Source organism: uncultured Ellagibacter sp., from assembly GCF_934617235.1.
GTDB lineage: Bacteria > Actinomycetota > Coriobacteriia > Coriobacteriales > Eggerthellaceae > Ellagibacter.
The window spans coordinates 1-24,798 of record NZ_CAKTTZ010000037.1 but is presented as its reverse complement, the minus strand read 5'-3'; the positions used below and the strand labels follow the sequence as shown (position 1 = coordinate 24,798).

Annotated in this window: 23 protein-coding genes and 1 tRNA gene; 18 read left to right on the top strand and 6 right to left on the bottom strand. The window is 57.1% G+C overall.

From position 1 onward, the window contains the following. The first annotated feature begins 159 nt into the window (after positions 1–159). The 8 genes from tuf (at position 160) to map (ending at position 5,046) form a co-directional block, all read left to right on the top strand. Entirely contained in the window at positions 160–1,362 is a 1,203-nt protein-coding gene (gene tuf / locus Q0G85_RS07905) for an elongation factor Tu (RefSeq protein WP_297156420.1), read from the top strand. Positions 1,363–1,474: 112 nt separating this feature from the next. After that, complete coding sequence (rpmG, locus tag Q0G85_RS07900) at positions 1,475–1,624, top strand: 50S ribosomal protein L33 (RefSeq protein WP_158049739.1); 150 nt, start codon at positions 1,475–1,477, stop codon at positions 1,622–1,624. Positions 1,625–1,647: 23 nt separating this feature from the next. Continuing rightward, positions 1,648–1,724 (top strand) — tRNA-Trp (locus Q0G85_RS07895). Positions 1,725–1,804: 80 nt separating this feature from the next. After that, positions 1,805–2,227 (top strand): preprotein translocase subunit SecE, encoded by a 423-nt coding sequence (secE, locus tag Q0G85_RS07890; RefSeq protein ID WP_297156419.1) that lies wholly within the window; start codon positions 1,805–1,807, stop codon positions 2,225–2,227. A gap of 3 nt (positions 2,228–2,230) precedes the next feature. Further along, positions 2,231–2,761, top strand: coding sequence for a transcription termination/antitermination protein NusG (gene nusG / locus Q0G85_RS07885; protein ID WP_158049737.1), 531 nt, complete (start codon positions 2,231–2,233; stop codon positions 2,759–2,761). Positions 2,762–2,873: 112 nt separating this feature from the next. Beyond that, on the top strand, positions 2,874–3,365 hold the full coding sequence (rplK, locus tag Q0G85_RS07880; protein WP_158049736.1) for a 50S ribosomal protein L11: 492 nt from the start codon (positions 2,874–2,876) through the stop codon (positions 3,363–3,365). Positions 3,366–3,432: 67 nt separating this feature from the next. Beyond that, a complete protein-coding gene (gene rplA, locus Q0G85_RS07875) occupies positions 3,433–4,143 on the top strand; it encodes a 50S ribosomal protein L1 (RefSeq protein ID WP_297156417.1) in 711 nt (236 codons plus the stop codon). A 105-nt stretch (positions 4,144–4,248) separates the two neighbouring features. Continuing rightward, positions 4,249–5,046, top strand: coding sequence for a type I methionyl aminopeptidase (map, locus tag Q0G85_RS07870; RefSeq protein WP_297156415.1), 798 nt, complete (start codon positions 4,249–4,251; stop codon positions 5,044–5,046). Between the two features lies 1 nt (position 5,047). Here the strand turns inward: map and Q0G85_RS07865 are convergent, their stop codons facing one another. Together Q0G85_RS07865 and murJ are read right to left on the bottom strand one after the other, a co-directional pair. Beyond that, the gene (locus tag Q0G85_RS07865) at positions 5,048–6,343 is read right to left on the bottom strand and encodes a carboxylate--amine ligase (RefSeq protein ID WP_297156413.1); all 1,296 of its coding nucleotides are present in this window, start codon (positions 6,341–6,343) and stop codon (positions 5,048–5,050) included. 27 nt (positions 6,344–6,370) lie between these two features. Next, complete coding sequence (murJ, locus tag Q0G85_RS07860) at positions 6,371–8,404, bottom strand: murein biosynthesis integral membrane protein MurJ (RefSeq protein WP_297156411.1); 2,034 nt, start codon at positions 8,402–8,404, stop codon at positions 6,371–6,373. Between the two features lie 64 nt (positions 8,405–8,468). On the opposite strand from murJ, the gene Q0G85_RS07855 reads away from it, so the two are divergent. Beyond that, on the top strand, positions 8,469–9,434 hold the full coding sequence (locus Q0G85_RS07855) for an NAD(+)/NADH kinase (RefSeq protein WP_297156409.1): 966 nt from the start codon (positions 8,469–8,471) through the stop codon (positions 9,432–9,434). Between the two features lie 126 nt (positions 9,435–9,560). Here Q0G85_RS07855 and panD read toward each other — a convergent pair whose 3' ends face one another. From panD to panB, 3 genes are read right to left on the bottom strand one after another with little or no spacing between them, the layout of a single operon-like run. Then, positions 9,561–9,947, bottom strand: coding sequence for an aspartate 1-decarboxylase (gene panD / locus Q0G85_RS07850; RefSeq protein ID WP_297156406.1), 387 nt, complete (start codon positions 9,945–9,947; stop codon positions 9,561–9,563). Positions 9,948–9,968: 21 nt separating this feature from the next. Continuing rightward, a complete protein-coding gene (gene panC / locus Q0G85_RS07845; RefSeq protein WP_297156404.1) occupies positions 9,969–10,814 on the bottom strand; it encodes a pantoate--beta-alanine ligase in 846 nt (281 codons plus the stop codon). Positions 10,815–10,838: 24 nt separating this feature from the next. Further along, positions 10,839–11,675 carry a 3-methyl-2-oxobutanoate hydroxymethyltransferase gene (gene panB, locus Q0G85_RS07840; RefSeq protein WP_297156402.1) on the bottom strand — a complete coding sequence of 279 codons (837 nt, stop codon included), beginning with the start codon at positions 11,673–11,675 and terminating at the stop codon, positions 10,839–10,841. Between the two features lie 403 nt (positions 11,676–12,078). On the opposite strand from panB, the gene nrfD (Q0G85_RS07835) reads away from it, so the two are divergent. The 7 genes from nrfD (Q0G85_RS07835) to Q0G85_RS07805 all read left to right on the top strand — a co-directional run bounded on the left by nrfD (Q0G85_RS07835) (position 12,079) and on the right by Q0G85_RS07805 (position 19,713). Then, positions 12,079–12,984 (top strand): NrfD/PsrC family molybdoenzyme membrane anchor subunit, encoded by a 906-nt coding sequence (nrfD, locus tag Q0G85_RS07835; protein ID WP_367116881.1) that lies wholly within the window; start codon positions 12,079–12,081, stop codon positions 12,982–12,984. Positions 12,985–13,045: 61 nt separating this feature from the next. Further along, positions 13,046–13,519: a GntR family transcriptional regulator gene (locus Q0G85_RS07830; protein WP_297156400.1), complete on the top strand. Its 474-nt coding sequence runs from the start codon at positions 13,046–13,048 to the stop codon at positions 13,517–13,519. Between the two features lie 89 nt (positions 13,520–13,608). Next, on the top strand, positions 13,609–14,523 hold the full coding sequence (locus tag Q0G85_RS07825; RefSeq protein ID WP_297156398.1) for a slipin family protein: 915 nt from the start codon (positions 13,609–13,611) through the stop codon (positions 14,521–14,523). A 237-nt stretch (positions 14,524–14,760) separates the two neighbouring features. Further along, the gene (locus Q0G85_RS07820; protein WP_297156396.1) at positions 14,761–17,145 is read left to right on the top strand and encodes a molybdopterin-dependent oxidoreductase; all 2,385 of its coding nucleotides are present in this window, start codon (positions 14,761–14,763) and stop codon (positions 17,143–17,145) included. Between the two features lie 10 nt (positions 17,146–17,155). Further along, positions 17,156–17,773 carry a 4Fe-4S dicluster domain-containing protein gene (locus tag Q0G85_RS07815; protein ID WP_297156394.1) on the top strand — a complete coding sequence of 206 codons (618 nt, stop codon included), beginning with the start codon at positions 17,156–17,158 and terminating at the stop codon, positions 17,771–17,773. A gap of 12 nt (positions 17,774–17,785) precedes the next feature. Continuing rightward, positions 17,786–18,997, top strand: coding sequence for an NrfD/PsrC family molybdoenzyme membrane anchor subunit (nrfD, locus tag Q0G85_RS07810; protein ID WP_297156392.1), 1,212 nt, complete (start codon positions 17,786–17,788; stop codon positions 18,995–18,997). A 104-nt stretch (positions 18,998–19,101) separates the two neighbouring features. Next, positions 19,102–19,713 carry a molecular chaperone gene (locus Q0G85_RS07805; protein WP_297156390.1) on the top strand — a complete coding sequence of 204 codons (612 nt, stop codon included), beginning with the start codon at positions 19,102–19,104 and terminating at the stop codon, positions 19,711–19,713. A gap of 97 nt (positions 19,714–19,810) precedes the next feature. Here Q0G85_RS07805 and Q0G85_RS07800 read toward each other — a convergent pair whose 3' ends face one another. Beyond that, entirely contained in the window at positions 19,811–21,292 is a 1,482-nt protein-coding gene (locus tag Q0G85_RS07800; RefSeq protein WP_297156388.1) for a DUF1846 domain-containing protein, read from the bottom strand. A 305-nt stretch (positions 21,293–21,597) separates the two neighbouring features. Here Q0G85_RS07800 and Q0G85_RS07795 point away from each other — a divergent pair, with 305 nt between their 5' ends. Together Q0G85_RS07795 and Q0G85_RS07790 are read left to right on the top strand one after the other, a co-directional pair. Next, complete coding sequence (locus Q0G85_RS07795; protein ID WP_297156386.1) at positions 21,598–22,857, top strand: S-layer homology domain-containing protein; 1,260 nt, start codon at positions 21,598–21,600, stop codon at positions 22,855–22,857. 321 nt (positions 22,858–23,178) lie between these two features. Continuing rightward, positions 23,179–24,786: a CTP synthase gene (locus Q0G85_RS07790; RefSeq protein ID WP_297156384.1), complete on the top strand. Its 1,608-nt coding sequence runs from the start codon at positions 23,179–23,181 to the stop codon at positions 24,784–24,786. Positions 24,787–24,798 lie beyond the last annotated feature (12 nt).

Genomic DNA, 24,798 nt, shown 5'->3' with positions numbered 1-24,798 from the left:
CGGTGTAGCTCAGTTGGTTAGAGCACACGGTTCATACCCGTGGCGTCACTGGTTCGAATCCAGTCACCGCTACCATTGATATATTAGCGCGTCCTTTACGGGCGCGTCGTTGTTTATTACGTTTTTGCTGAAGCGAAAACCAAAATAAGGAGGAAAAGAATGGCAAAGGAGAAGTTCGAGCGTACCAAGCCGCATGTTAACATTGGTACGATCGGCCACGTCGACCATGGTAAGACCACGCTGACGGCAGCCATTTCCAAGACCCTGTCCATGAACGACGGGTCTCATGGTACTGCCCATGCGGACTTCACGGCTTTCGAGGACATCGACAAGGCTCCTGAAGAGCGCGAGCGCGGCATCACCATCTCGATTGCTCACATTGAGTACGAAACCGACAAGCGTCACTACGCACACGTTGACTGCCCGGGCCATGCTGACTACGTCAAGAACATGATCACCGGTGCTGCTCAGATGGACGGCGCGATCCTTGTTATCGCTGCTACCGACGGCCCGATGGCCCAGACCCGCGAGCACATCCTGCTCGCTCGTCAGGTTGGCGTTCCCTACATCGTCGTGTTCCTGAACAAGTGCGACATGGTCGACGACGAAGAGCTCATCGAGCTCGTCGAAATGGAAACCCGTGAACTCCTCAGCGAGTACGAGTTCCCCGGAGACGACCTGCCGATCATCAAGGGCTCTGCACTCAAGGCTCTCGAGGGCGACCCCGAGTGGCAGCAGAAGATTTGGGACCTCATGGACGCTGTCGATGAGTACATCCCGACTCCGGAGCGCGACGTTGACAAGCCGTTCCTGATGGCTGTCGAGGACACTATGACCATCACCGGCCGTGGTACCGTTGCTACCGGTCGTGTCGAGCGTGGCGTTCTGCATGTCAACGACCCGCTGGAGATCATCGGCATCAAGGAGACCCAGAACACGGTTTGCACCGGCATCGAAATGTTCCGCAAGCTGCTCGACGAGGCTCAGGCTGGCGACAACATCGGCTGCCTGCTCCGCGGCATCAAGCGCGAGGACATCGAGCGTGGCCAGGTTCTCTGCAAGCCGGGTTCGGTTACCCCGCATCAGCAGTTCGAGGGCCAGGTCTACATCCTTACCAAGGAAGAAGGCGGCCGTCACACCCCGTTCTTCGATGGCTATCGTCCTCAGTTCTACTTCCGTACCACCGACATCACTGGTGTTGCGCATCTGCCTGAGGGCACCGAGATGGTTATGCCTGGCGACAATGTCACCATCACCGCTGAGCTCATCCACCCGGTTGCCATGGAGGAAGGCCTCCGCTTCGCTATCCGCGAGGGTGGCCGCACCGTTGGCTCTGGTCGCGTGACCAAGATTATCAAGTAACTTTACTTTTGTAGTTGCTTATGGCGAGGGGATGCGATATAGTATCCCCTCGCTGTTCGAATTCATGTGTATGCGACAGCTTGCTAGAAGTGATTGGTAAAAGGAGTTATTAATGCGTACATTGGTCACCTTGGCCTGCACCGAGTGCAAGCGCCGCAACTACACGACCAAGAAGAACAAGCAGAACAACCCCGACCGCCTCGAGTTCAACAAGTATTGCAAGTGGTGCGGTAAGCACACCGTGCATCGCGAAACTCGTTAGAGGATCGGTCTAGAATCAGGTACAGGCCAGTAGCTCCAATTGGTAGAGCGGCGGTCTCCAAAACCGTTTGTTGGGGGTTCGAGTCCCTCCTGGCCTGCCAGCTTGTCGTATGCGAGCAGCCTTGAAAGGCTGCTTGTTTGGCGTTTAGAAGGAATGAAAATTCCCGAATAAAGGAAGCACATGGCAAAGAAATCTAAGACTCAACGAGCGAAGGCTTCCGCTGCTCGTGCTCAGCGCAAGCAGGCGCGCGAGGAGCTCGAAAACGAAGAGCAATCCTCGGTGGAAGTGAAAGAGGTCGCTGAGGAAAAGCCGAAGCGTTCTTTGTTTAAAAAGGATTCGGAATCGAAAGAAACCGCTGAGAAATCAGCGGCTAAAGCTGTCTCCAAGGACAAAAAGGACGCAAAGCCTAAGAAGAAGCGTTTCCAGTTCCTTCGCGATGTGAAGGCCGAGATGAAGCGCGTCACCTGGCCGACGAAGCAAGATGTCGCCCGTTGGAGCGTCGTAGTTGTCTGCGCTTTGATTTTCTTCGGTGTCTACGTTGCCGTTCTCGACAATCTGATCGCCACGCCGTTGCTCGTCTTCGTTTCAGGGCTGGGTGTTTAAGTAATGTCGAAGAAGTGGTATGTCCTGCACACCTATTCCGGCTACGAGAACAAGGTGAAAACCAACCTTGAGATTCGTGTCGAGACTATGGGTCTTGAGAATAATGTGTTTGCAATCGAGATTCCTACGGAAATGGTGACCGAGATCAAAGAGGGCGGTCGCCGTGTGGAAAGCGAGAAGAAGGTTTTCCCAGGATATGTTCTCGTCCGTATGGAGCTCGACGATCGTAGCTGGGCAGCTGTCCGCAACACCCCAGGTGTTACCGGGTTTGTTGGCAGCGATGGCAAGCCCGCTCCGCTCACGCGCGATGAGTACAACAAGATCATGAAGCGTACGAGCCATGAGGCCCCGAAGAAGACTTCCACCACGCTGGAAGTGGGGCAGACCATCAAGGTGGTTTCCGGTCCTCTGGCCGAGTTCGACGGTGTCATCTCCGAGGTTGCGCCCGAATCCGGCAAGGTAAAGGTTATGGTTTCCATCTTCGGTCGCGAAACGCCGGTCGAACTTTCCTTCGACCAGGTCGCTCGCATTTAGTTTGAGTGCACTAGCGTGTGCGACGGTGCCCGCGTGGACCGGGGCTTCTCACCACGTATACGCTTTGCGATAGAGAGTAACCAGTAAGCGATTCATCTGAAAGGTAGTACAGATGGCTGAAAAGAAGCAAACCGGCTTCGTCAAGCTGCAAATTCCGGCTGGCGCTGCCAACCCGGCTCCGCCGGTAGGCCCTGCACTTGGTGCGCAGGGTGTTAACATCATGCAGTTCTGCCAGGCGTTCAACGCTCAGACGCAGGACCAGTCCGGCACCATCATCCCTGTTGAGATCACGGTTTACGAGGACAAGTCCTTCACCTTCGTGTGCAAGACCCCTCCCGCGGCTGTGCTCATCAAGGAGAAGCTCGGCATCAAGAGCGGCTCTGGCATCCCGCAGTTGAAGACGGTCGGCACCCTGACCGATGCTCAGCTCACCGAGATTGCCGAGATCAAGCTCCCCGACCTCAACGCGAACGACATCGATGCTGCGAAGGAAATCATCGCCGGCACCGCTCGTTCCATGGGCGTTCGCATCGAAGGCCGCGAGATGAAGATCAAGTACGTTCCTTCTCGCAAGGTCGCTGCAATGCTCCAGGGCAATGCCTAATTGCCTCTCCCTGTTTGTTTAAGTGGAAGAGCTAACAACTCGCCAACACCACGAAAGGATTTATAGAATGGCTAAGAAATCCAAAGCTTATCGCGAAGCCATCGCGAAGGTTCCTGCTGAGGCGCTGGCCCCCCTCGAGGCTATGACGCTCGTTAAGGAGCTTGCTACCAAGAAGTTCGACGAGACCGTGGAAGTTCACTTCCGCCTTGGCATCGACACCCGTCAGGCTGACCAGCAGCTCCGCGGCACGGTGTCCCTGCCCAACGGCTCTGGTAAGACCGTCCGCGTTGCCGTGTTCGCCGAAGGCGCCATGGCTGAGGCTGCCAAGGAAGCTGGCGCCGATATCGTGGGCACCGAGGAACTCACCCAGCAGATTCAGGCTGGCGAGTTCAACTTCGACGCCGCTGTTGCAACCCCTGATCAGATGGGCAAGGTTGGCCGTCTCGGTAAGATTCTCGGCCCCCGTGGCCTCATGCCGAACCCCAAGCTCGGCACGGTGACCACCGATGTTGCTAAGGCTATCAAGGAGCTCAAGGGCGGCCGCGTTGAGTATCGCGCCGACCGTTATGGCATCGCCCACGTTATCGTCGGTAAGGCTAGCTTCACCGCTGAGCAGCTCGCTGAGAACTATGGCACCGTCTACGATGAGGTTCTTCGTATGAAGCCGGCTGCCGCTAAGGGCAAGTACGTGAAGTCCATCTCCGTTTCTTCCACGATGGGCCCGGGCGTTGCGGTGGATTCTTCCGTGACCCGTGCATACACCAGCGCTGCTGAATAGCTTATTCGGCTACTCAATCTATCGATAAATGAGCGTGGCATTCGTGCCGCGCTCTTTTTGTTTTTGGGGCTATACTGGTATAAGCTGATAGAAGGGATGGTATTGATGAGAGCAAATGCTGTGATCTTGAAGTCTCCTGCTGAAATCGATGCGATGCGTGAGGCGGGGCGCCTTTCTGCCAAGGTGCTTCGAGTTTTAGGTGAGCATGCGAAGCCAGGTGTGTCGACGTTCGAGCTCGACGAGCTTGCGGAGGAACTGATTCGCGCTGAAGGCGGTATTCCTGCATTTAAGGGGTATGGAGGCTTCCCCTGTTCGATTTGCGCTTCAATCAATGATCAGATTATTCATGGTATCCCTTCGGCGAAGGCGATACTTCGCGATGGGGACATTCTTTCGATCGATACTGGCGCTATAGTCGATGGATGGGTTGGTGATAACGCCTGGACTTTTCCCATCGGCAAAATTGACGAGGAGAAGAAAAAGCTCCTTCGTGTGACTGAGGAATGCATGTGGGCTGGGCTTGATGCCGCACGGGCGGGAAATCACCTGGGGGATATTGGTCATGCCATCCAGAGTATCGCCGAGGGCGCAGGCTTCGGCGTCGTGCGCGACTATGGAGGCCACGGCATTGGGCGCGACATGCACGAGAATCCCCATATCCCTAACCATGGATTTCGTCACTGGGGGATACCGCTGCGCGTAGGCATGGTGCTCGCTATCGAACCCATGATTAACGCCGGGACGCATAAATTCGCCTCTATGCCTGATGGGTGGCTCATCTGCACGAAAGATGGGAAGCCGTCTGCCCATTTCGAGAAAACGGTTGCCATTACTGAAGACGGGCCCGTCGTTCTCACGACTGAGCCCGACTACAAGCGTCCGGTTTCGAAGGCGAGTGAATAGCCTATTTCAGCTGCTTGCCTTCCGTATCCCAATAGAATTTTTTGAACTTGCGAATCTGATTCACGTACATGATTTTCGCCCAGAGATTGTGCGAGAACGTGTCGGGCGCATAATGCAGCGGATAGTGCTCTTCGTTTGAGCGCAGGCGTTTGAGCGCTTCGGTAAGGCGCACTTCGTTCGACATCGAGCGTTTCAGCACGTAGGCTGGCACGCAGCAGTAGACAAAGGGGTCGTACGCTTCGTGATAGGGGATATCTTCACCGAGGACGAACTGACGAACCATCAGCTCGACGAAGTTTTGCCCGCCAAGGCTCATGTAGTAGGTGTTGCGGCCGCAGCGTGTGTTCACTTCGAAGAAGCGGAACGACCCATCGCGTTCGTCGAGCTTGATGTCGAAGTTGGCCATACCGCAGTAACCGACGCGGCGTATGAATCGTTTTGCGCATTCGATGATGGCCTCTTCGCGCTCGCCAAGGATGCAAAGCGGGTTGCCGATGGCCGTGGGGTCGTGGTCCTGCAGGCACACGACGCCGCCCGATACGCAGCGCACTTCGCCTTGCGCATTGGAAAACGTGGTGAGCGTTCGAATCGCGTCATCGCCGCCAGGCACGAAATCCTGGACGACCATGAGGTTGTTATAGCTCGACTCGCGCAGCGACTTCCAGACGTCGGCCATTTCGGCGGCGTCCTCGATTTCGTAAATCTTGCGCCATCCGCGCACCGTCGGCTCGGCGTCTTGAAATTGTGCTGAGTTCGACGGCTTCGCGATTAAGGGAAACGGCAGCTCGTCGAGCGGCAGTTCGTCAGGGCCGGCATCACTGCAGTCGAAGTACCACGTCTTGGGGTAGGGGATGCTAAGCTCTTCGCACAGCTCGTAGAAGCGGCGCTTCTGGGTGATGTCATCGAGGAGCTCGAAATCGATATAGGGAACAACGATGCCTGCTGCCTCGAGGCGCGGCTTTGCCTCCGAGAGCATGCGTGCATGGCAGTCATCGCAACCGAACACCATCGGGACGAATGCGGGGTCCTCGCGCGCGAATTCGGCAGCAATCGCCTCGAGGGTTGCGTAGAGCACATCTGCATCATGGACGCCGGGGGTAAGGCGATAGTCGGTGAAGCGGCTTGTCGAGAGCATCTTGATGTCGGCCGCTGCAAGGACGATGGTCTTGTCGATGCCAAAGGCTCGATTGAGCTCGCGAACATAGCTGTAGGCGAGGATATCGCCTCCGACGACGATCGGCTTGAGGAGCTTCCCGATTTCTTCTTTGCGTGCGATGCGAGGTTTCAAGGTGGTCATGACGTTCCTTTTCATAAGGGGATGCCGCTAGTGACGGCGTAGTTTCCTAAATATTTTCCCGGCAATATTGGTGATGAACAACGCTTCGGGAATGTGCAGCTTGTGGGCAAGGCCGAAGGTCACAATAAGGCTCACAAGCCCGCCTGCAACGATGTAGGCGAACGCTTGGAAAAGCGACCCGGACAGCGGCCCAATGAACGTTTCAAGTGCGAACAGCACACCGAAGCCGCAAAGGGCGCCCGCCGCGCCGAGCAGAAGACCGGCGAGCGCGGCACCGAAGATTTTCCTTACTCCCACATGGCCGAGGTGTGCTCTCAGATAGATGAACATCGCGACGTCGCCAACCACGTAGAATGCGATCGATGCGAGTGCTATGGACTCGATGGTCGCAGGGTTCGGGTTGCCGTTATAGGTTGTCCATGCCCAGAATGCCGTAAGCGCAACCTGAACAACACCCGCAAGGAAATTGAGCGCTGCGTAAACTCCCATCTTCCGCAGGCTCGAGAACACTTTCTGCAGATAGGAGCTGACGCCGTAGAACGGCAGCGCGAATGCGAGCACGGCTAGATAGCTCGAAATGGACTGGATGTTTTCCATCGTGAAGGCACCGACATGGTAGAGCGTGACGAGCGGAACCGAGAACACGGCAAGGTAGAGCGCGAAGGGAACGAGCAGGAACATGATTTGCGCGGTGCCGTTCGTAATGGCCGAGACGACGCCTTTCATGTCGCCTTCCGCCTTCATCTCCGAAAGCTCGGTGAACATGGCGGTGGTGATGGGGATCGCCAGGAAGGAGTACGGCAGGGTGTACCACAGGCGCGCGTACGCGAGGATCGAAGGGCCGTCGATTGCGAAGCAGTAGGAGGCTGCATTCATGACCGACACGGTTGCGAACGAGATGATCATCACGAGGAACGTCGGCCCGCCGATGGCGAGCGTGTCGCGAAGTGCCGGATCGTGGAAATCCACGCGGGGGCGCAAGCGAATGCCGTTTCGCTTGAGCGCGGGGAGCTGGATGGCCATCTGGACGAAGACGCCAAGCGGGTTGCCGATGGCGATGACGAACAGGGCGACATCGGGGTTTATGGGCGCGATTGCGGCGTACATGAGGAATGTTGCGATGACGATGACGTTGTTTGCCACGGGGGCAATCGAAGACCACAGGTAGTCGCGATTCGCGTTCAAAAGGCCCGATACGATAGACGATGCGCCGTAGAACACGAGCTGAATGGCGAAATACTGGAAGAAGAACGTCGCGAGCGCACTCGACGATTGATCGGAGTAGAACGTCTGCGTGTAGATGACCTGGGCAGGGAACACCATGCACAGGATCGAGAGTGCGCCGAGGAAAATGGTCACAAGCGTGAGCAGGTTCGACGCGTAAGCGTTGCCGGCCTGGGTGCCAGATTTCTTCTTAACCGAGATATAGACGGGCAGAAACGCGGTGACGAGCATGCCGCCCATGACGAGCTCGTAGAGCATGTTGGGCAAGTTGTTCGCAACCTGGTAGGAGCTCGAGAGGAAAGACGAGCCGAGCGCGAAGGCCATCGCCCAGGTTCTCAAGAATCCCGTGATGCGGGAGAAGAGCACGCATACGCTCATGAGCGCAGCTGAGGCGCCCACGGAGGATGCCTTGCTTTCGGGCTCTTCGCCAACGATGGTGACGTCGGGGGCGGGCGCGGGCGTGGGAGCGAGCTCGCACGCGGGCGAGAACTCGGGTGTGCCCGCGGCGTTGCACGATGGGGCGCTCGAGCTGGCGGGTGCTCCCGTATGGGACCCATGCGCCACGCTGCGCGTTTTGTCGACGCCGGCATGCTTGCTTATGATGGGGATGGCCGAGGTTTCCCCTGGTGCGGCCTTTCGCATGAGGGCCTGTCGCTCGCGTCGGGCGTCGAGCTGTGCTGCCTTGTCGACGCCCGCGTGCTTGCCCACGATGGGAATCTGCCCCGTCTCGCCAGTTGCCCGCAAGCGAGTTTGCTCGACCGGCGCTTCGTTTGCATGGCGGGCGTCGGGTTGCTTGGGGACGCGCCTATGTTGAGCTCGTGCGAGCTTGTCTGACATGCAAACGACCAATTCTCTTCGGATATAATCATCTCATCTTAGCAAACACAACGAAAGTGCTCTTATGAACCTGCTCATCGTACGCAATAACTCCAATTCGCAAGCGATCGACGCTTCACTGCTTTTAGCGACTTACCTGGGAACTCAGGGAATCGATTACGCAGTCTTCGACTCCTCTGACCTACAAGGTCTCGCGCCGAACCCCCTCGTTTCCGACCAGCTTGCCCGCGGTGTCGATATGGCGGTCGTTCTGGGCGGCGACGGAACGATCCTGCGAACGGCGCGCGCGGTCGGTGTGTCGGGTGTCCCGATTCTGGGCATCAATTTCGGGAGATTGGGCTTTCTTGCAAACGAGAGCGAAGACGGTGTGGTGGCTATCGTGGCGGCGGCGCTTGCGGGCGAGACGGTGAGCGAGCGGCGCAGCAATCTGCGTGTCGATATCGTTTGCGAGGGGGAGTCCGACCCGTGGGCTTCCCCTGATGCGGATGTCGATATGGCTTCGTCGCATGAAGAGAAGGTTTCTACCTGGTTTGACGACGACGAGTGCGAAGGGGAAGAGTCGTCGCAAGAAGGGGCGGGCGGCCATACGTTTTTCGCCTTGAACGAGGCGGCGGTGACGCGCGGCGCGAACGGGCGCATCGTCGATTTCTCGCTTTCCATCTCCGACGTCCATATCGCCGAGATGCGCGGCGACGGGCTTGTGGTGGCGACGGCGACGGGCTCGACCGCCTATGCGCTCTCCGCGGGCGGACCGCTTGTGGCGCCCGGTTTCGACGGGTTGATCGCCGTGCCGATCGCGCCGCATTCACTTCGTGCCCGCGCAATGCTGACCTCGGCAAACGATGTTGTCGAAATGGACTTGTCGCAAAATGCGGCGGGACGGGAGGCGACCCTTTTCATCGATGGCGAAATGGCCGAGTTCTCATCCCCGATCAAGCGCATGTACGTTCGCCGCGGAGCCGAGCCGACGACGCTGCTTCGCTACAAGGGCGAGAACTTTTACGAGTACGCGTCCTCGGTGTTCTTCTAGGGACGTCGCCTTTGGGAAGGTGTCCCCCCTCGATAAAAGGGCGTCCTAATAAGAAAAGAGCCCCTCAGCTGGGGCTCCTTTGGTGCGGGAGGGCACCGCAAAAGTGGGCGCCCTCCTAAGGCTTGCTTAGCGCTCGAGCTCGCCGTGACGCTCGTAGCGGGTGACGCGCTCGGGGCAGTTGTTCTCGCCCACGAGCACGACGCGCGGAGGATTGGCATCCGCTTCCTCCTCGGTCATCATCGCGTAGCACATGATGATGATCTTGTCGCCAACCGAGACGCAGCGTGCGGCGGCACCGTTCAAGCAGATGGTTCCGCTGCCTCGATCGCCTGCGATAACGTAGGTTTCGAAACGTGCGCCGTTGTTGATATCGACGATCGCCACCTTCTCGTACTCGCGGATGCCGGCGGCTTCCATGAGTGCCTCATCGACGGTGATCGACCCGACGTAGTTAAGCTCCGCCTGCGTGACCGTCGCGCGGTGGATTTTCCCCTTCAACATATGCAAGAGCATGGGCTTTCCCTTTCCGCGTTTCTACATTTCGAAGATGAAGTTGTCGATGAGGCGCGTCTTGCCGATGTAGACCGCCATGGCCACGAGGACCGATGAGGTGGCGGTGCTGACAGGCTCAATGCCGTCCCATGACACCATCTCGACGTAATCGATGCGCGCAAGGGGCTCCGCCTCGATAATCGCGCGCATGGCGCCAAGGATAGTGTCTGCGCTGCGCTCGCCTGCCTCCATGAGGCGCTGCCCTTCGCGCACGGCACGGGAAAGGACGAGCGCCGCTTCGCGCTCGGCGGCGGAGAGGTAGGTATTGCGCGAGCTCTTCGCGAGGCCGTCGGCTTCGCGCACGATGGGGCAGCCGATGACTTCCACGTTCATATTCAGGTCGCGAACCATCCTTCGCACAACGGCGAGCTGCTGCGCATCTTTCTGACCGAAGTACGCGCGATCTGCCTGCGAGATGTTCATGAGCTTGGAGACCACGGTGCATACCCCGCGGAAATGCGTGGGGCGCGTTTTGCCGCACAGCTCGGAGGTGATGCCCTCCACGTTCACAAACGTGCAGGCGTCGGGAGCGTAGAGCTCGGTCGGCTCGGGGTGGAATACCAGGTCAGCTCCAGCGTTTTCGATAAGCACGGTATCGGCTTCAAAATCGCGCGGGTAGGTGGCCAAGTCCTCGTTCGGCGCGAACTGGATGGGGTTCAAAAAAACGCTCACCATCACGCGGTCGCATTCGGCGACGGCGCGCTTGATGAGACTTTCGTGCCCTTCGTGGAGATAGCCCATCGTGGGGACAAGTCCGACGGTCAGCCCTTCGGCCTTCCATTGGTGCACGGTTTGCTTCGCCTGTTCGACGGTTGTTGCGATATTCATAAGGGAGTTATCTTTCTTGGTGGATCAGTACAGTTTCTTGATGACGTCGTCGCCCGCGTGGAAGGTTTCGCTTTCAGCGGGGAAGGTGCCTGCGTCGACGGCTTCGATGTAGTCGGAAAAGCCCTTGCGCATCACCTCGCCAACCTCCGCGAAACATCGTGCGAACTTGGGGGAGAAGCCGCTCGTCATGCCGAGCATGTCTTGGTAGACGAGGATTTGCCCGTCGCACGCCGAGCCGGCCCCGATGCCGATGGTGGGAATCGAGATGCGGTTGGTGACAAGCTCTGCCAAGGCGGCGGGCACGCATTCGAGCACGATGGCGAAGGCGCCGGCCTCTTCAAGGGCGTGGGCGTTGTCGAGGAGCGCACGGGCGGATTCCTCCGTTTTCCCCTGCACTTTGAAGCCGCCGAAGGCGTTGACCGATTGCGGGGTCAAGCCGAGATGCCCCATCACGGGGATGCCTGCGGCCACGATGGCGCGCACCTGGGGACAAACCTCGCGTCCGCCCTCGAGTTTCACGGCGTTCGCGCGGCCTTCCTTCAAAAGGCGCCCGGCGTTGCGCACCGCATCTTCCACGCTCACCTCGTAGGAGAGGAAGGGCATGTCGCAAACGATGAGCGCATGCGTTGCCCCGCGCGCGACTGCGCGGCTGTGGTGGATCATATCTTCCATGGTAACTGAGAGGGTATCTTCGTACCCTAAGATGACGTTCCCTAAGGAATCGCCGATGAGAATGCCGTCAACGCCCGCTTCATCTTGAAGCTTCGCGGTCGAATAGTCGTAGGCGGTCAGCATTGCCAACTTTCTGCCCTCGGCTTTCGCGCGCTGGAACGTGGCGACGGTCTGCTTGGAAACAGGCATAGCCGTCCCTTTCGTTGTATGCTTCGAGGCTGGATGCCTGGCCGTGCGCTGGGTCACCCGCACTCCTTGTGCAGCTGCTCAGTATAAGCTGTGCAGCTGGCAAGAGGAAGGGAAAACCACGAATCGCCCCGCAAATCACGCGATTCGCGGGGCGAGGTTGATTCGCAAGTTCATCCGAACACTTGCAATCCTGCGATAATCTGCAGCAGCCTGTGATATGAGACGCATCCGGCGCAAACGGGTGAGTCTTTTGGGGAGGAGCAAGTTTCCCAGGTGGCCCATTCTTATTCGATATGGGAAAGATGCTTACCAATTAATGTAACCAGAAGGAACACTATTGAGCGAAATAGTAGAATGATGGAAATTGAATTAAGACAATTCTATTGACGATGGGGAGGGGAGCATGTTCAGCGAACTCGTTGTTTGCTATTTATTCCTCGGTGGCGCGGGCGCTGGTGCTTGCCTCGTCTTGTCGGTCATGGGCATCCTTGTCCCCCGGAGTCGGTTCTCAAAGGGTCCCGCACGTAGCATTTTCGTGTCTTGGGAGTACAGAAAACTATTCGGATTTGGCTTTGCGTTTGCCCTTGTTGCCCTTGTCGCTGGCGGTCTCTTCCTTTTCGCTGACCTTGGAAGGGCGGATATGGTTTTGCAGCTATTCACAAGTCCCAGGGCGGTTCACATCACCATCGGCGCGTATGCGCTCATCTTCTGCATACTCGGCGCAACACTACAGGCGTTGATATGGGCGCAAATGATTCGAAGAAGTAGCGTTTTTATTCTGCGGTTGCTCTGCGTTTTGACAGCATTGATCTCGCTTGTTGTTATTGCCTACACGGGCTTGCTGCTTCAGAGCCTTCGCTCCGTTCCCCTATGGCATAACATATGGCTTCCTGCGCTTTTCATCTTGTCGTCGCTTTCGTGCGGAATGGGACTTGTGATGGGAGCGTCGCTGCTTGCGGGGCTTGGGAGCGTGTTCGGCTCCGTGCTACGACAGATTGCATTTTTTGATGGGCTTGTTATTGCTCTAGAGGCTTTGTCCGTCGTTACGTTTTTGCTGACGACCCTTGTTTCTGCAAGCAAGACAGCCGTTTTGTCGGGTAAGGAGCTGGTGCTCGGGTCGAATTCAGGTCTTTTCTGGGCGGGCTTCGTGCTGCTTGGGCTTGTTGTTCCGCTTGCTCTCGACTACCAGCTGTGCTCACGGCAGCCTATTCGCGCCTCGCTGGGGATGACATCGGCTGCTTGCGTGCTTGCAGGTGGATTTGTGATGCGCTACTGCCTTGTTCAGGCTGGCGTTCACCCCGGAATTTGAGCGGAATGAATAATAGCGAAGCAGACGTTTCGAGTGGAAACGAGAGGATAGGTAGAAGACGATGAGTTTCCCTTTTGAACCAGACAAGACGAGTGATGTTCCACTGTGGGTGCAGCTGCGTCAACGCCTCGTGTACCTTATTAGCACGGGATACTTTAAACCAGGCGATCAACTTCCAACTGTTCGAGCGCTTGCTGCCGATATTTCAATCAATTACAACACTGTGAACAAAGCATATCTTAGCTTGGCCTCCGACGACTACATTGAGTCGACTCGCGGACGTGGCGCATTCGTCCGAGATCTCAATGCCGAAGCGGATGGTGAATACGCACAAGAGCTGAACGAAGTCATGGATGATTGTATTGTCGCATGTCGAAACATGGGTCTATCCCTCGATGACGTGCAGGCGGGCATCACTCGCCGTATTCAGCGGATGAAGATGGCCGAACTTGGCGCTGGCGATAAAAAACAGCGCGGTGCTGCGCGTATCGTTGAAGTCGATATACCTGGTTCGGATAAGAAAGCTGCAAGGTAGCAGGGGAGTCAAGGGAGCGACGCGTGAAGACAAGTGGATCAAGCACTCATGTTAGAGAAGGAAGTGCTCGTGCATTTCGCAAAAAGCGGATGCCAGAGGTCGTTCCAGACGCAAGCACCGAGGTGGTCGGAGAGCGCGCATCCAGTTCAGGGGTCCTTGTGTTCTCAATAGCAGTGTTCTTGGTGAGTCTCTGTGTCGTGATGGGACTCTCATCGCTGCTTTTTGGGAAAGTGGGGATCGTTGCCATTGCTTGCTCTTTTGTAGTGGCAATGCTTGCGGTAATGTCGGCCCACATCGCTCAGCAATGGGAGCGCGTGGTGGTTCTCCGATTGGGAGAATTCAATCGTGTCTCAGGTCCGGGCTTGTACTGGACTATTCCCATCATCGAGCAAAATGCTATGCGGGTGGATACGAGAATCAGGTCGACGACTTTTGGGGCGGAGGAGACTCTTACTTCCGATCTTGTCCCCATCAATGTGAACGCTGTTCTGTTCTGGATGGTGTGGGACGCGAAGGCGGCTTGCACGGAGGTGGGCGACTTCTCCCGCGCAGTCGAGCTTGCTGCGCAAACGGCGCTACGCGATGCGATTGGACGGGCGGGCGCGGCAGAGGTGGCCATTCGTCGCGAACAGCTTGACCGCGAGCTGAAAAGCACTCTCGAAGAGAAGGTGGCGCTTTGGGGCATTACGATTCTCTCTGTGGAAGTTCGGGATATTCTTCTTCCCGAAGAACTGCAGGACGTTATGTCGCTTGAAGCTCAGGCCGAGCAACGCAAGAAAGCGCGCATTATCTTGATGGAGGCAGAGCAGGACATCAGCGATATGCTCGATGACATAAGCAAAGCGTATGACGCAAACGATTCTGCTCTTCGCTTGCGCGCGATGCACCTGCTCTACGAGAGCGTGCGGGAGACGGGCGGAACTGTGGTCGTTCCTAGCTCCTTTAGCGAAGGGTTTAGCGATGTGCTTCCTGACACGATGAAGGACGCTCTTGGCCATAAATAAGCTGCTTTCGAAATAGCGCTTCTCAGATTAAGTATCGCTCAATCAAGATAATCATATGACAAAAAATCATAGGATTATCTTGATTGCCCTATGACAATCTGATATCTTGATTGTCATAGGATTTGGCCAATCCCATATAATGTCAGACGGATGGTTCGCCGTCGTTGCACTGGGGGAGACGAAGTTTGGGGCTCGCGGTCGCTGTTGGCGAATCGTTCTGGTCAAAGAGGAGAGGAAATGGGGGAAGTGGCAGGCTCGCATGCCGAGCTAACTCGAAGAAGCTTTCTCAAAACTGCTGGTGTTGCTGGAGCCTTGGGCTTAGCGGGCGCTGCGGGAATGACATCTTCCAGCAATTGGCTGGCTCCTGTCGAGGCGAATGCCGACGAGGGAGCGGAGGAGCGCGTTGCATATACGACTCATCAGTCGCATTGTAGCGGACATTGCTCTCTGCAATGCACGGTTCGTGATGGCAGGCTTGCGATGATTCAGCCTAATCAGGCATGGGCGGACAAGCGGTTTGCAACATGCTGCCTTAAGGGCATTTCCGAGGTTCAGCATATCTACTCTTGCGAGAGAATTCAGACCCCTTTAAAAAGGGTCGGCGAACGAGGGGCCGGGGAATTCGTTCAGATTACCTGGGATGAAGCCTTCGACGAAATCGCAGACAAACTGACTAGCATTAAAGAACAATATGGCGGTCAGAGCATCTTTGTGAAGCGCGCCAAAGAGGCAAACTACTCATTTCTTATGAACATCCTAGGCGCGCTGACCGATAAGAATACGGGAATCGATACAGGCATTGGAAACGGGCTCGATCCTGCAACGGGCTTGGGCGGTGGATTCGCCTCGGGCACGAACGAGGACTTGGATTGGGTGAATTCCAAAACCATTATCCATATGGGGAACAACCTACTCGAATCCAAGCTCGTCACGACCAGGGCCTTCTTCGAGGCGAAAGAGGCCGGTGTCCACATCGTCACCATCGATCCAAATTTTTCTACCACCGCGAGTAAATCTAGCGAGTGGATTCCGATTGTCCCCGGGACGGATGCTGCCCTTTTGCTTGGAATGATATCCGATGTCATCAAAAATGGTTGGTACGACGAGGACTTTATGCGCTCGTATACTTCGTTCCCGTACCTAGTGGACGTCGAATCAGGGAAGCTGCTGAAAACTGGCGACGACACAGATGCCCAATATCTTGTGTGGAACGTCGAAAGCGGCGCTCCGGAAGCCTTTACGCCTGGAAACGAGAAAGCAGCGCTCGAAGGCGAGTTCTTGGTTGATGGTAAGACGGTGAAGCCGGTATTCGAGTTGCTCAAGAAGCAGCAGGCTGAATACACTCTCGAATGGGCGCAGGGAGAGACCGACATCGATGCTGATAAGATTCACTACCTGGCTCAGCTGTATGCAACTGGCGGCCCTGCAAGCTTGTCTTTGGGATACGGCGGAGGTGATAAATACGAGAACGCCGATATCGTTGGGCACGCCGCCATCGTTCTAGCCTCGATAACGGGGCAAATCGGAAAACCTGGGGCTTCGGTAGGTGTCTTTGGGGGTGGAACGGGAGCCCCTTCAGCTCCCCTGGCATCCTGGCCGCTTCCGAAAGAGTTTTCCGTTAGCAAGCAGAAAAAAGCAGTCATCGAGCAACGGGCAACCGAAGAAATCAAAGCGCTGTTCGCTCCTTGCGATTTACTGCTTCAGTCTTTCGCTAATATGCATGAAACGGAAAAATGGCTCAAAGGGCTTGAGCTTGTCGTTGTGGCGGAGATATATCATACCTCGATTGTCGATTGGGCCGACTACGTTCTGCCTGTTTGCTCGCGGTTCGAGTGCGAAGATGAAGTCGGCGGTGTTAGCGTTGCCCAAAGTCATGTTCGGCTCCAATCGAAGGTTATCGATCCGCTATTTGAGAGTAAGAGCGACTTCTATATTGAGCGCGAGCTGGTTAGTCGCTTGGGATATGGGGATCTTCTTCCCAAGACGAGAGAAGAAAATGTTCGTTACCAGCTGAAAAACTCCAAAGACAAAAGGCTTTCCTCTCTAACAGTGGAGCAGCTGCAGGATTGCAAGGGCCTCTATCCTCTTCCCGAAGTGTCTCGCCCCGCCCGTCTCAACTTAGACAAGGGATTGAAGACGGCGACGAAGAGACTCGAGATCTACTACGAAAAGATGGTTAAGTGGAATCAGGCGTTGCCTACTTACGAAAAGCCAAATGAGGTGTATTCGGATAACCCATTGCGCGAAAAATACCCGCTGGTGTTCCTGCAAACACGAACGAGATTCCATATTCACAATCATTTTTGCGACGCTGATTGGATTCGGCAGTTCGTCGATCCTTTTGTCGAATTAAACCCAACCGATATGGAATCCCGTGGTCTGAAAACTGGCGACATGGTCCAGATAGTGAATGATAGAGGGACTGCGAGCTGCAGAGTGCAAGAGAACAATGCGGTGAGGCCGGGAACCGTTCGCTCGTACGAAGGGTTTTGGAGCAAGTATATGCAGGAAGGAAACTTGCAAAATCTAACTAATGATGCGGTGCTTGATCGAGGTCGTGATTTGCTCAAGGGCCCTGTCATTCCTTTTAATGATACGCTCGTCGAAATAAAGAAAGCGTAGGTGAGATCTTATGGCCAAATTAGCAATTGCCATTAATCTTGGGCGCTGTATCGGGTGCCATACTTGCGCGAATGCCTGCAAGATGCAGAATAATGTGCCCGACGGCATGCTATGGAACCGCGTGCTCACCGAGGGATGCGATGTGATCGACGGTGCGCTTGGCAGCTATCCAAATCTGGAGCGCACCTATATCCCCGTCGCATGTCAGCATTGTGAAAACCCTGCTTGCTTGAGGGTGTGCCCGACGGGCGCGACCTACAAAGATGACAAGGGCCGTGTAGAAATCGATTACGACAAGTGCATTGGCTGCCGTATGTGCATGGCAGCATGCCCGTACAACGCGCGCGTATTCAATTGGAACGAGCCTGTGCGCAATCCCGATTTCAACTACGGGGACAAGGATGTCCCTGTTCGCCCGAAGGGCGTTGCTGAGAAATGCACGATGTGCAAAGAGCGCACCGACCGCGGGGAAGAGCCCATGTGCGTGATATGCTGCCCGCCTGGCGCGCGCATCTTCGGTGATCTTGATGATCCGGATAGCGAAATCTCCCGAACCCTTCGCAGTCACGATGGATTTGTGCTGTTGGGAGACCAGGGCACGCGTCCGCAAGTCCATTACTTCAAATAGAGGAGGTGCGCTATGGAATTGCTTAAAAGAAACAAAATCGCTGTGGGCATTCTTGGCATTTTGACGATCGCCGGATTATGCGCCTATGTGTTTCAGCTGATGAATGGCCTTGGCGTCACTGGCATGAGCAATGGCGCTTCATGGGGTCTCTACATCACCATGTTCATGTTGTTCGTCGGTCTGTCTGCAGGCGGCCTTATCGTTGCCAGCTCTGCTTCGGTGTTTCATATTGAGAAGTTCAAGAAGGTCGCTCTGCCGGCGGTCATCTTGTCCACGGTGTGCATCTGCGTGGCGGGCTTGTTCGTTCTCATTGACCTTGGCGGGGTGTACCGCGTCTGGCGCATCCTCACAGGCCCGAACTTCATGTCTCCGCTTTTGTGGGACGTGTGCGTTATCGTTTGCTATCTCGTTATTAACATCCTGTACCTGTATTTCATGTGTTCGAAGAAGGCCGATCGGGGCAAAGTCGCTGTCATCAGCCGCTTTGCCCTCCCCATCGCCATCCTCGTGCACAGCGTGACGGCATGGATCTTCGGTTTGCAGATCTCACGCGAGGGCTGGTACTCGGCCATCATGGCGCCTATCTTCGTGGCCTCTGCCATGGATTCGGGTCTCGCCCTCCTGCTTATCTCGCTCGTCTCGCTCGAGAAGGCGAAGCTTATCAAGCTGGGGCGCGATCTCATGGCGAGTCTTGCCGGTCTGCTCGCGACCTGCATTGCCGTCGATGCTTTCTTCGTCGGCTGCGAGGTCCTCACGGTCGCCTATCCCCAGTCTGCGGGTGGCGCACAGCTCCTTGGCGAGATGTTTTCGGGCGCGACGGCTCCGTTCTTTTGGTTCGAAGTTGTTGCCGGTCTGATTGTTCCCTTCTGCATCCTGGTGTTCGCCAAGAACCGTCAGCGCACGGGACTTGTGATGGTGTCAAGCGCCCTCGTGGTGCTTGGTGTTCTGTGCAAGCGCGTATGGCTCCTGTTTACCTCGTTCATTCATCCGAACATGGCGGGTGCTCCTGGCATTTCATCAGGTTCGAGCGTTGCCGCGCATTCCAGTGGCGTCGATATCTGGTCGACTGCCGGGTCATATGCTCCGACACCGATCGAGATTCTTGTGGTACTTGGTGTTATATCCCTTGCAACTCTGGTTTATCTTGCCTTGGTATCGAAGCTAATCGGGGAAGGGAAGGCGACGGTTCCAATGGCGGGGGTCAGCGAAGCTCGAGCTTCTTAACTGCCTAGTGCGATACCCTTCTCATCTCCTCTTATGCTTTTATTTCTCGTATCGTCTGCAGATTGCCTTTCTGTGGGCGGTACGAGGGTAGTTAGGAGCAAACGATGTCCATCGTTACTCAAATTGATTATTTGCGATACAGCGATATGCTCGCTTTCATCGGAAACTCCCTGCTCAAACCTATGACGCAAACCCAGTCTGTAGGTCTCGATCCTTTGTTTTGGAAAAGCCTTCCCGACTTTGGCGAAGATGGTATTGGCGAGGCTATCAGCCTCTGCGAGAGTACCGTTGAGCGAATTGGAAAGGAACGCGGTAAGGGGGCTGTCGAAGCTGTGTCTGTCGAATACACGCGCCTGTTCGTCGGGCCTCCTTCGCCGGCGGCACCACCGTGGGAGACGATGTATCGTGGAAGCACCAACGTTGGCTTTGGTGAGGCAACCTTCGAAATGCGCAATTACCTGCACGACCTCGGATTGGAGCTGAGCAACGAGAACCGCCAGTACGAGGATCATATGGGCATCGAGCTGCTTTATCTCTCGGAGCTGTGCCGACGTGTGGGTGAAGGCGATGGCTACGAGGAGCAGGCGCGTTCGTTCGTCGTCAAGCATCCACTGTCATGGATTGATGCGTTCCTCGATCGAATCGAAGGAATTTCCCCTCAAGGGTACTTCTCTTGTCTTGTCAGATTAGAAAAGGCGCTTTTGCTTGCTTGCTAGGAAAAGCCGAAGGCCCCATCTAGCCCTTGTGCATGAACGATGACTCACTCATGCGGGGCTCGATGGGGCCGTGGCGTTTTTTTATCGTGCAGGCGCCTTACTTATGGTAGTAGCTGCGCTGCTCGTATTTCGGCTCGCAGCAGACGTTGATTCCCAAGGTGCGGTAGAGCCTCTCGTCGGTCGCGGAGAGGATCACGCTGAAGAAGGCGTCGCATCCGCGCAGGTCGTCCACGTGGTCGAGAAGCTGCTGGGCGAGCGGGTCGGTCGCGGAGCTCACCGAGAGCGCGAGTAGCGTCTCGTCTGAGTGCAGGCGCGGGTTCTTCGAATGCAGCGTCGAGGTCTTGAGCGTGCAGATGGGCTTGATCACGTCGTCGCTGATGACGTAGATGTCGTCGTCGACGCCTGAGACCGCCTTGAGCGCGTTCATCAAAAGCGAGGACGCGGCGCCCAAAAGCGGAGACGTCTTGCCGGTGACCACGCGCCCGTCGGCAAGCACCATGGCACCCGCGGGGCCGCCCGTCGTCTCCTCCTTAAGGAGTGCAGCCGAACGCGCAGGTGAGAAGCTCGAGTCGATGCCCGCTTGGTTCATCAAAAGCTCGAGCCGCTCGACGCGTTCCTCGTGAATGCCGGTGCGGCGCGCGTCGACGGCAGCCTGGAAGTAGCGGCGTACGATTTCCATCTTCGCGGCGTCGCGCACGGCGTCGTCATCCACAATCGCAAGCCCCGCCATGTTCACGCCCATGTCGGTGGGCGACTGGTAGGGGCTTTCTCCTGCGATCCGCTCCATCATGGTCTTCAGCACGGGGAAAATTTCCACGTCCCGGTTGTAGTTCACCGTGGTCTTTCCGTAGGCCTCCAGATGGAAGGGGTCGATGCAGTTCGCGTCGTCCAGATCGACCGTCGCGGCCTCGTAGGCGATGTTGACCGGGTGCTTCAGCGGCAGGTTCCAAATGGGGAAGGTCTCGTATTTCGCGTAACCCGCCAGGTTCCCGCGCTTGTGCTCGTGGTAGAGCTGCGAGAGGCAGGTTGCCATCTTGCCCGAGCCGGGGCCGGGGGCGGTCACCACGACGAGCGGGTGCGTCGTTTCCACGAACTCGTTTTTGCCATAGCCCTCGTCGGAGACGATGCGCGCGGTGTCGTAGGGGTACCCGGCGATGGGGTAGTGCAGATAGCTTTTGATTCCCAGGCCGTCAAGGCGCGAACGGAAGGCCACGGCGGAAGGCTGGTTCTCGAAGTGGGTGATCACGACGCCCGAGGTGGCGAACCCGCGCGAGCGGAACACGTCGAGCAGGCGCAGGACCTCCTCATCGTAGGTGATGCCCAGATCGCCGCGCGTCTTTGATTTCTCGATGTGGTTCGCGTTGATCGCGATGATGATCTCGACCTCGTCGACCATGGTCTTTAGCATGCGGAACTTGCTGTCGGGCTCGAACCCGGGAAGGACGCGGCTCGCGTGGTAGTCGTCGAAGAGCTTGCCGCCGAACTCGAGGTAGAGCTTGCCCCCGAATTGGTTGATGCGGCTTCTGATGTGCTCTGCTTGAAGTGCGATGTATTTGTCGTTGTCGAATCCTTGGCGCATATGAACGAGACCCTTCCGCTTAACGCAACCTTTATAAACCCATGAACCGAATCATTATAGCGAAGGGGGCGCGCAGTAGGTGTTCTTGCCGCGAAGATTCAAAGAACCCGTTTTCGCGAGCAATCGTGGCCACCCGCGAGGCAGGATGCTCTCACCTGGCGTTATGGAGGGAACACGCAGGTACGAGGGGGCGTTTTCGGCCCTCATGCTACAATCGACGCTGTTTTATGTTCTCGCGATCGGCGGGTTTGCGAATTCCCGCTGCAGGACGAGGGGTGCGGCCCTTCGTCCGGATAAGAGGTTTCATGGCTTCTCGACCGTCTCGCTTTCTCAAGGACTCTGCCGCTACTGCGTGCGCAATCGCCCTCGCCTCTGCACTCTCCCTTCCGCCCGCTGCCTTTGCGGTAAGCGAGGGATCCTCATCGGGTGCGGATGAGGCCCGCATCACACTGCAGTCGAATGGGCGCATGCTCAAGTTCGACCAGGTGCTCATCAACCAGGTGGGGCTCCAGCACACGGGCGGGTCGTGTTTGGGCTACGCCGCGGCGTATGCGGAAACCATCACGACAGGCATCGTGCACACGTGGGCGGAGTTCGACTACTACGGCGGCTCCCGCGGCGAGAGCGGGTTTTACGGCAAGAACATGACCGACGAGTTCGACTGCCGTGTCATCGGGAGCGAGTCTGACGTGCTTCGCACGCTCTATAACGCCATCAACGACGGCCATCCGGTCGTGCTCTTCGTGACCACGGGAAGCGGCTCGCAGCACTGGGTCACCGTTATCGGATACGAGGGCGTGGATAACCCGGACAATCTTTCCACCGACAATTTCATCATCCTCGACCCCGACCGGACCTCGGGACTCGAACCTGAGTCGCTCTCCTCGCGCGGGCTCACGCTGCGCTATGGCGATTGGATGGGCAACGTGCGCATCTCATACGCGTCGGCTGGCGTCGATGACGGGCGCGTTCCCTCCGAGCATTTCAGCGATTGCTACTATGGCGACTGGTTTGTCGACTCGGGCGTTGTCGATTATGTTTACGACCATGGCTACATCACCGGGTATGAAGGCACGACGTTGTTCGGGCCCGCGAATGCCCTCCGACGCTCCGAGGCAGTCACTATCCTTTGGCGCGTGGCGGGCAAGCCCCAGGTCACTTCCGACAAGCCCGAGTTCGATGATGCGAACTACGAGGATTTCTACGGGCAGGCGCTTACCTGGGCACGCGAGGTCGGTGTCGTGAACGGTTGGGACGGAACGAACGATTTCGCGCCTGACATGGAGGTTTCGCGCGAACAGCTCGCCAAGATGATTGCGAATTATGCGAACAAGATTGCAGGCGCGAACACCGCGGTTGACCAGTCAAACCTGGACATCTTTGACGACGCGGACGCGATTTCCCCTTGGGCGCGCGATGCGGTAGCCTGGTGCGCCCAGGCGGGTGTCATGACGGGTTCGCCTTCTAACGGCTCGAACAACGCGCTTCCGCAATACGTGGCCGATCGTGCAGCGACGGCGAAGATGGTCACCGTCCTCGCGCGCGACGTCTTGGCGCTGGGGTAGTGCGCTTTCCCTGATGACGCGCTTCTTCTTTTGAGCGTGCGCCCTGCTGTGCGCCTTTCTGTCCAGGGGGTATACCTGGGCTGCGGCGATTGCTTTTCGCTTGTATGAGGGGCGCTGTGGGCATGGGTTTCTGCAGCGCCCCTTCCTTCGTTACTGATGTGTTAAATGCGCGGTGCGTTCCCCGTGCGTTTTGCTCGTTCGAGTAAAATGAACGAACGTTTGGAGTTTGCCTGGCCGCGTCCGAGCGTGTCGACTCGCGCAGCCCGAGGTCGTAACTCACGAGGTTGGATAGCATTTCGGTTGCGCATCAGAAGGAGAATCATGGCCAAGCATATATTTGTAACGGGCGGCGTCGTCTCATCGTTGGGCAAGGGAATCACGGCGGCGTCTTTGGGGCATCTGCTCAAGGCGCGCGGCTACAAGGTGACCATGCAGAAGATGGACCCGTACCTGAACGTCGACCCCGGCACCATGAGCCCGTTCCAGCATGGTGAGGTCTTCGTCACCGATGACGGCCATGAGGGTGACCTCGATTTGGGTCACTATGAGCGCTTCATCGACGAATCCCTTTCGCGCGAGTCCAACTTCACGCAGGGTTCTATCTACCAGACGCTTATCGCGCGCGAGCGACGCGGCGACTTCCTCGGCGGAACCGTGCAGGTCATTCCCCATGTGACCGAGGCCATCAAAGAGCGTCTGCGCCGCATCGCCTCCCAATCGAACGCCGACATCGTCATCTCCGAGATCGGCGGCACGATCGGCGACATCGAATCCCAACCCTTCATCGAAGCTGCCCGTCAGTTCAAAAAGGAGAAAGATCCAGGTGACGTGCTCTTCGTGCACGTGACGCTTGTTCCCTATATCGCCGCAGCTCATGAGGTGAAAACCAAGCCCACGCAGCACTCCGTCAAGGAGCTGCGCTCCATCGGCGTGCAGCCCGATTTCATCGTGTGTCGCTCCGATCACGAGATCACCGACAAGGTGCGCGAGAAGATTGCGCTGTTCTGCGACGTGGCGACCGAGGACGTGCTTGCTTGCGTCGACTCGCCTTCCATCTATCAGGTGCCGCTTGCCCTCGACGAGCAGGGATTCGACGTGAAGGTTCTCGACAAGCTCGGGCTTGAGGTGCGGCCGATCGATTTGACGCCGCTGAAGTCGTTTCTCGAGGCGTCGGACAACTGTGAGGGCCAGGTCGACATCGCGGTTGTGGGCAAGTACGTCTCGCTTCCGGATGCGTATCTTTCCGTCATCGAGGCCCTCGGTCACGCCGGTGTCCATGAGGGGCGCCACGTGGAAGTGCACCTCATCGACGGCGAGGAGCTTACCGACGACAACGCCGAGGAAACCCTCGGCTCAATGGACGGCATTCTCGTGCCGGGCGGTTTCGGCCAGCGCGCCTTCGAGGGCAAGATCGCTGCGGCGCGTTATGCTCGCGTGAACAAAGTACCGTTTCTCGGCATCTGCCTGGGACTTCAGGCGGCGGTGTGCGAATTTGCCCGCGATGTCGCAGGAATGACGGGTGCCACGTCGGCAGAATTCGACGAGCAGGCAGAATACCCCGTGATCGACCTCATGCCCGAGCAGGAGGATGTTGAAGACAAGGGCGGCACCATGCGCCTGGGCGCTTACCCCTGCAGGGTGACTCCCGGCTCGCGCGCATTCGAAGCGTATGGCGAGGAAATCATCTACGAACGCCATCGCCATCGTTACGAGGTGAATAACGCCTACCGCGATCGCCTTCAGGAGGCGGGGCTTGTTATCTCTGGCGTGTCGCCCGACGGCCGTCTGACCGAGATGATCGAGCTTCCCGATCACCCGTGGTTCGTTGCAAGTCAGGGTCACCCCGAGTTCAAGAGCCGCCCGACCCGCCCGCATCCGCTGTTCAGCGCCTTTGTGCATGCCGCCTCGATCGGCAAGTATCATGCCTGATCCGATTTCGGA

Bases quoted from the DNA above. Each gene is read 5' to 3' on its own strand.
- panB (WP_297156402.1), bottom strand. From the start codon at position 11,675: ATGCCTGTTTCCAAGCAGACCGTCGCCACGTTCCAGCGCGCGAAAGCC.
- Q0G85_RS07790 (WP_297156384.1), top strand. From the start codon at position 23,179: ATGGCCAAGCATATATTTGTAACGGGCGGCGTCGTCTCATCGTTGGGC.
- rplA (WP_297156417.1), top strand. From the start codon at position 3,433: ATGGCTAAGAAATCCAAAGCTTATCGCGAAGCCATCGCGAAGGTTCCT.
- Q0G85_RS07855 (WP_297156409.1), top strand. From the start codon at position 8,469: ATGAACCTGCTCATCGTACGCAATAACTCCAATTCGCAAGCGATCGAC.
- secE (WP_297156419.1), top strand. From the start codon at position 1,805: ATGGCAAAGAAATCTAAGACTCAACGAGCGAAGGCTTCCGCTGCTCGT.
- panD (WP_297156406.1), bottom strand. From the start codon at position 9,947: ATGCTCTTGCATATGTTGAAGGGGAAAATCCACCGCGCGACGGTCACG.
- map (WP_297156415.1), top strand. From the start codon at position 4,249: ATGAGAGCAAATGCTGTGATCTTGAAGTCTCCTGCTGAAATCGATGCG.
- Q0G85_RS07865 (WP_297156413.1), bottom strand. From the start codon at position 6,343: ATGACCACCTTGAAACCTCGCATCGCACGCAAAGAAGAAATCGGGAAG.
- nusG (WP_158049737.1), top strand. From the start codon at position 2,231: ATGTCGAAGAAGTGGTATGTCCTGCACACCTATTCCGGCTACGAGAAC.
- murJ (WP_297156411.1), bottom strand. From the start codon at position 8,404: ATGTCAGACAAGCTCGCACGAGCTCAACATAGGCGCGTCCCCAAGCAA.
- Q0G85_RS07800 (WP_297156388.1), bottom strand. From the start codon at position 21,292: ATGCGCCAAGGATTCGACAACGACAAATACATCGCACTTCAAGCAGAG.
- Q0G85_RS07805 (WP_297156390.1), top strand. From the start codon at position 19,102: ATGTCCATCGTTACTCAAATTGATTATTTGCGATACAGCGATATGCTC.
- nrfD (WP_297156392.1), top strand. From the start codon at position 17,786: ATGGAATTGCTTAAAAGAAACAAAATCGCTGTGGGCATTCTTGGCATT.
- Q0G85_RS07795 (WP_297156386.1), top strand. From the start codon at position 21,598: ATGGCTTCTCGACCGTCTCGCTTTCTCAAGGACTCTGCCGCTACTGCG.
- Q0G85_RS07830 (WP_297156400.1), top strand. From the start codon at position 13,046: ATGAGTTTCCCTTTTGAACCAGACAAGACGAGTGATGTTCCACTGTGG.
- rplK (WP_158049736.1), top strand. From the start codon at position 2,874: ATGGCTGAAAAGAAGCAAACCGGCTTCGTCAAGCTGCAAATTCCGGCT.
- Q0G85_RS07820 (WP_297156396.1), top strand. From the start codon at position 14,761: ATGGGGGAAGTGGCAGGCTCGCATGCCGAGCTAACTCGAAGAAGCTTT.
- Q0G85_RS07825 (WP_297156398.1), top strand. From the start codon at position 13,609: ATGCCAGAGGTCGTTCCAGACGCAAGCACCGAGGTGGTCGGAGAGCGC.
- nrfD (WP_367116881.1), top strand. From the start codon at position 12,079: ATGTTCAGCGAACTCGTTGTTTGCTATTTATTCCTCGGTGGCGCGGGC.
- tuf (WP_297156420.1), top strand. From the start codon at position 160: ATGGCAAAGGAGAAGTTCGAGCGTACCAAGCCGCATGTTAACATTGGT.
- Q0G85_RS07815 (WP_297156394.1), top strand. From the start codon at position 17,156: ATGGCCAAATTAGCAATTGCCATTAATCTTGGGCGCTGTATCGGGTGC.
- panC (WP_297156404.1), bottom strand. From the start codon at position 10,814: ATGAATATCGCAACAACCGTCGAACAGGCGAAGCAAACCGTGCACCAA.
- rpmG (WP_158049739.1), top strand. From the start codon at position 1,475: ATGCGTACATTGGTCACCTTGGCCTGCACCGAGTGCAAGCGCCGCAAC.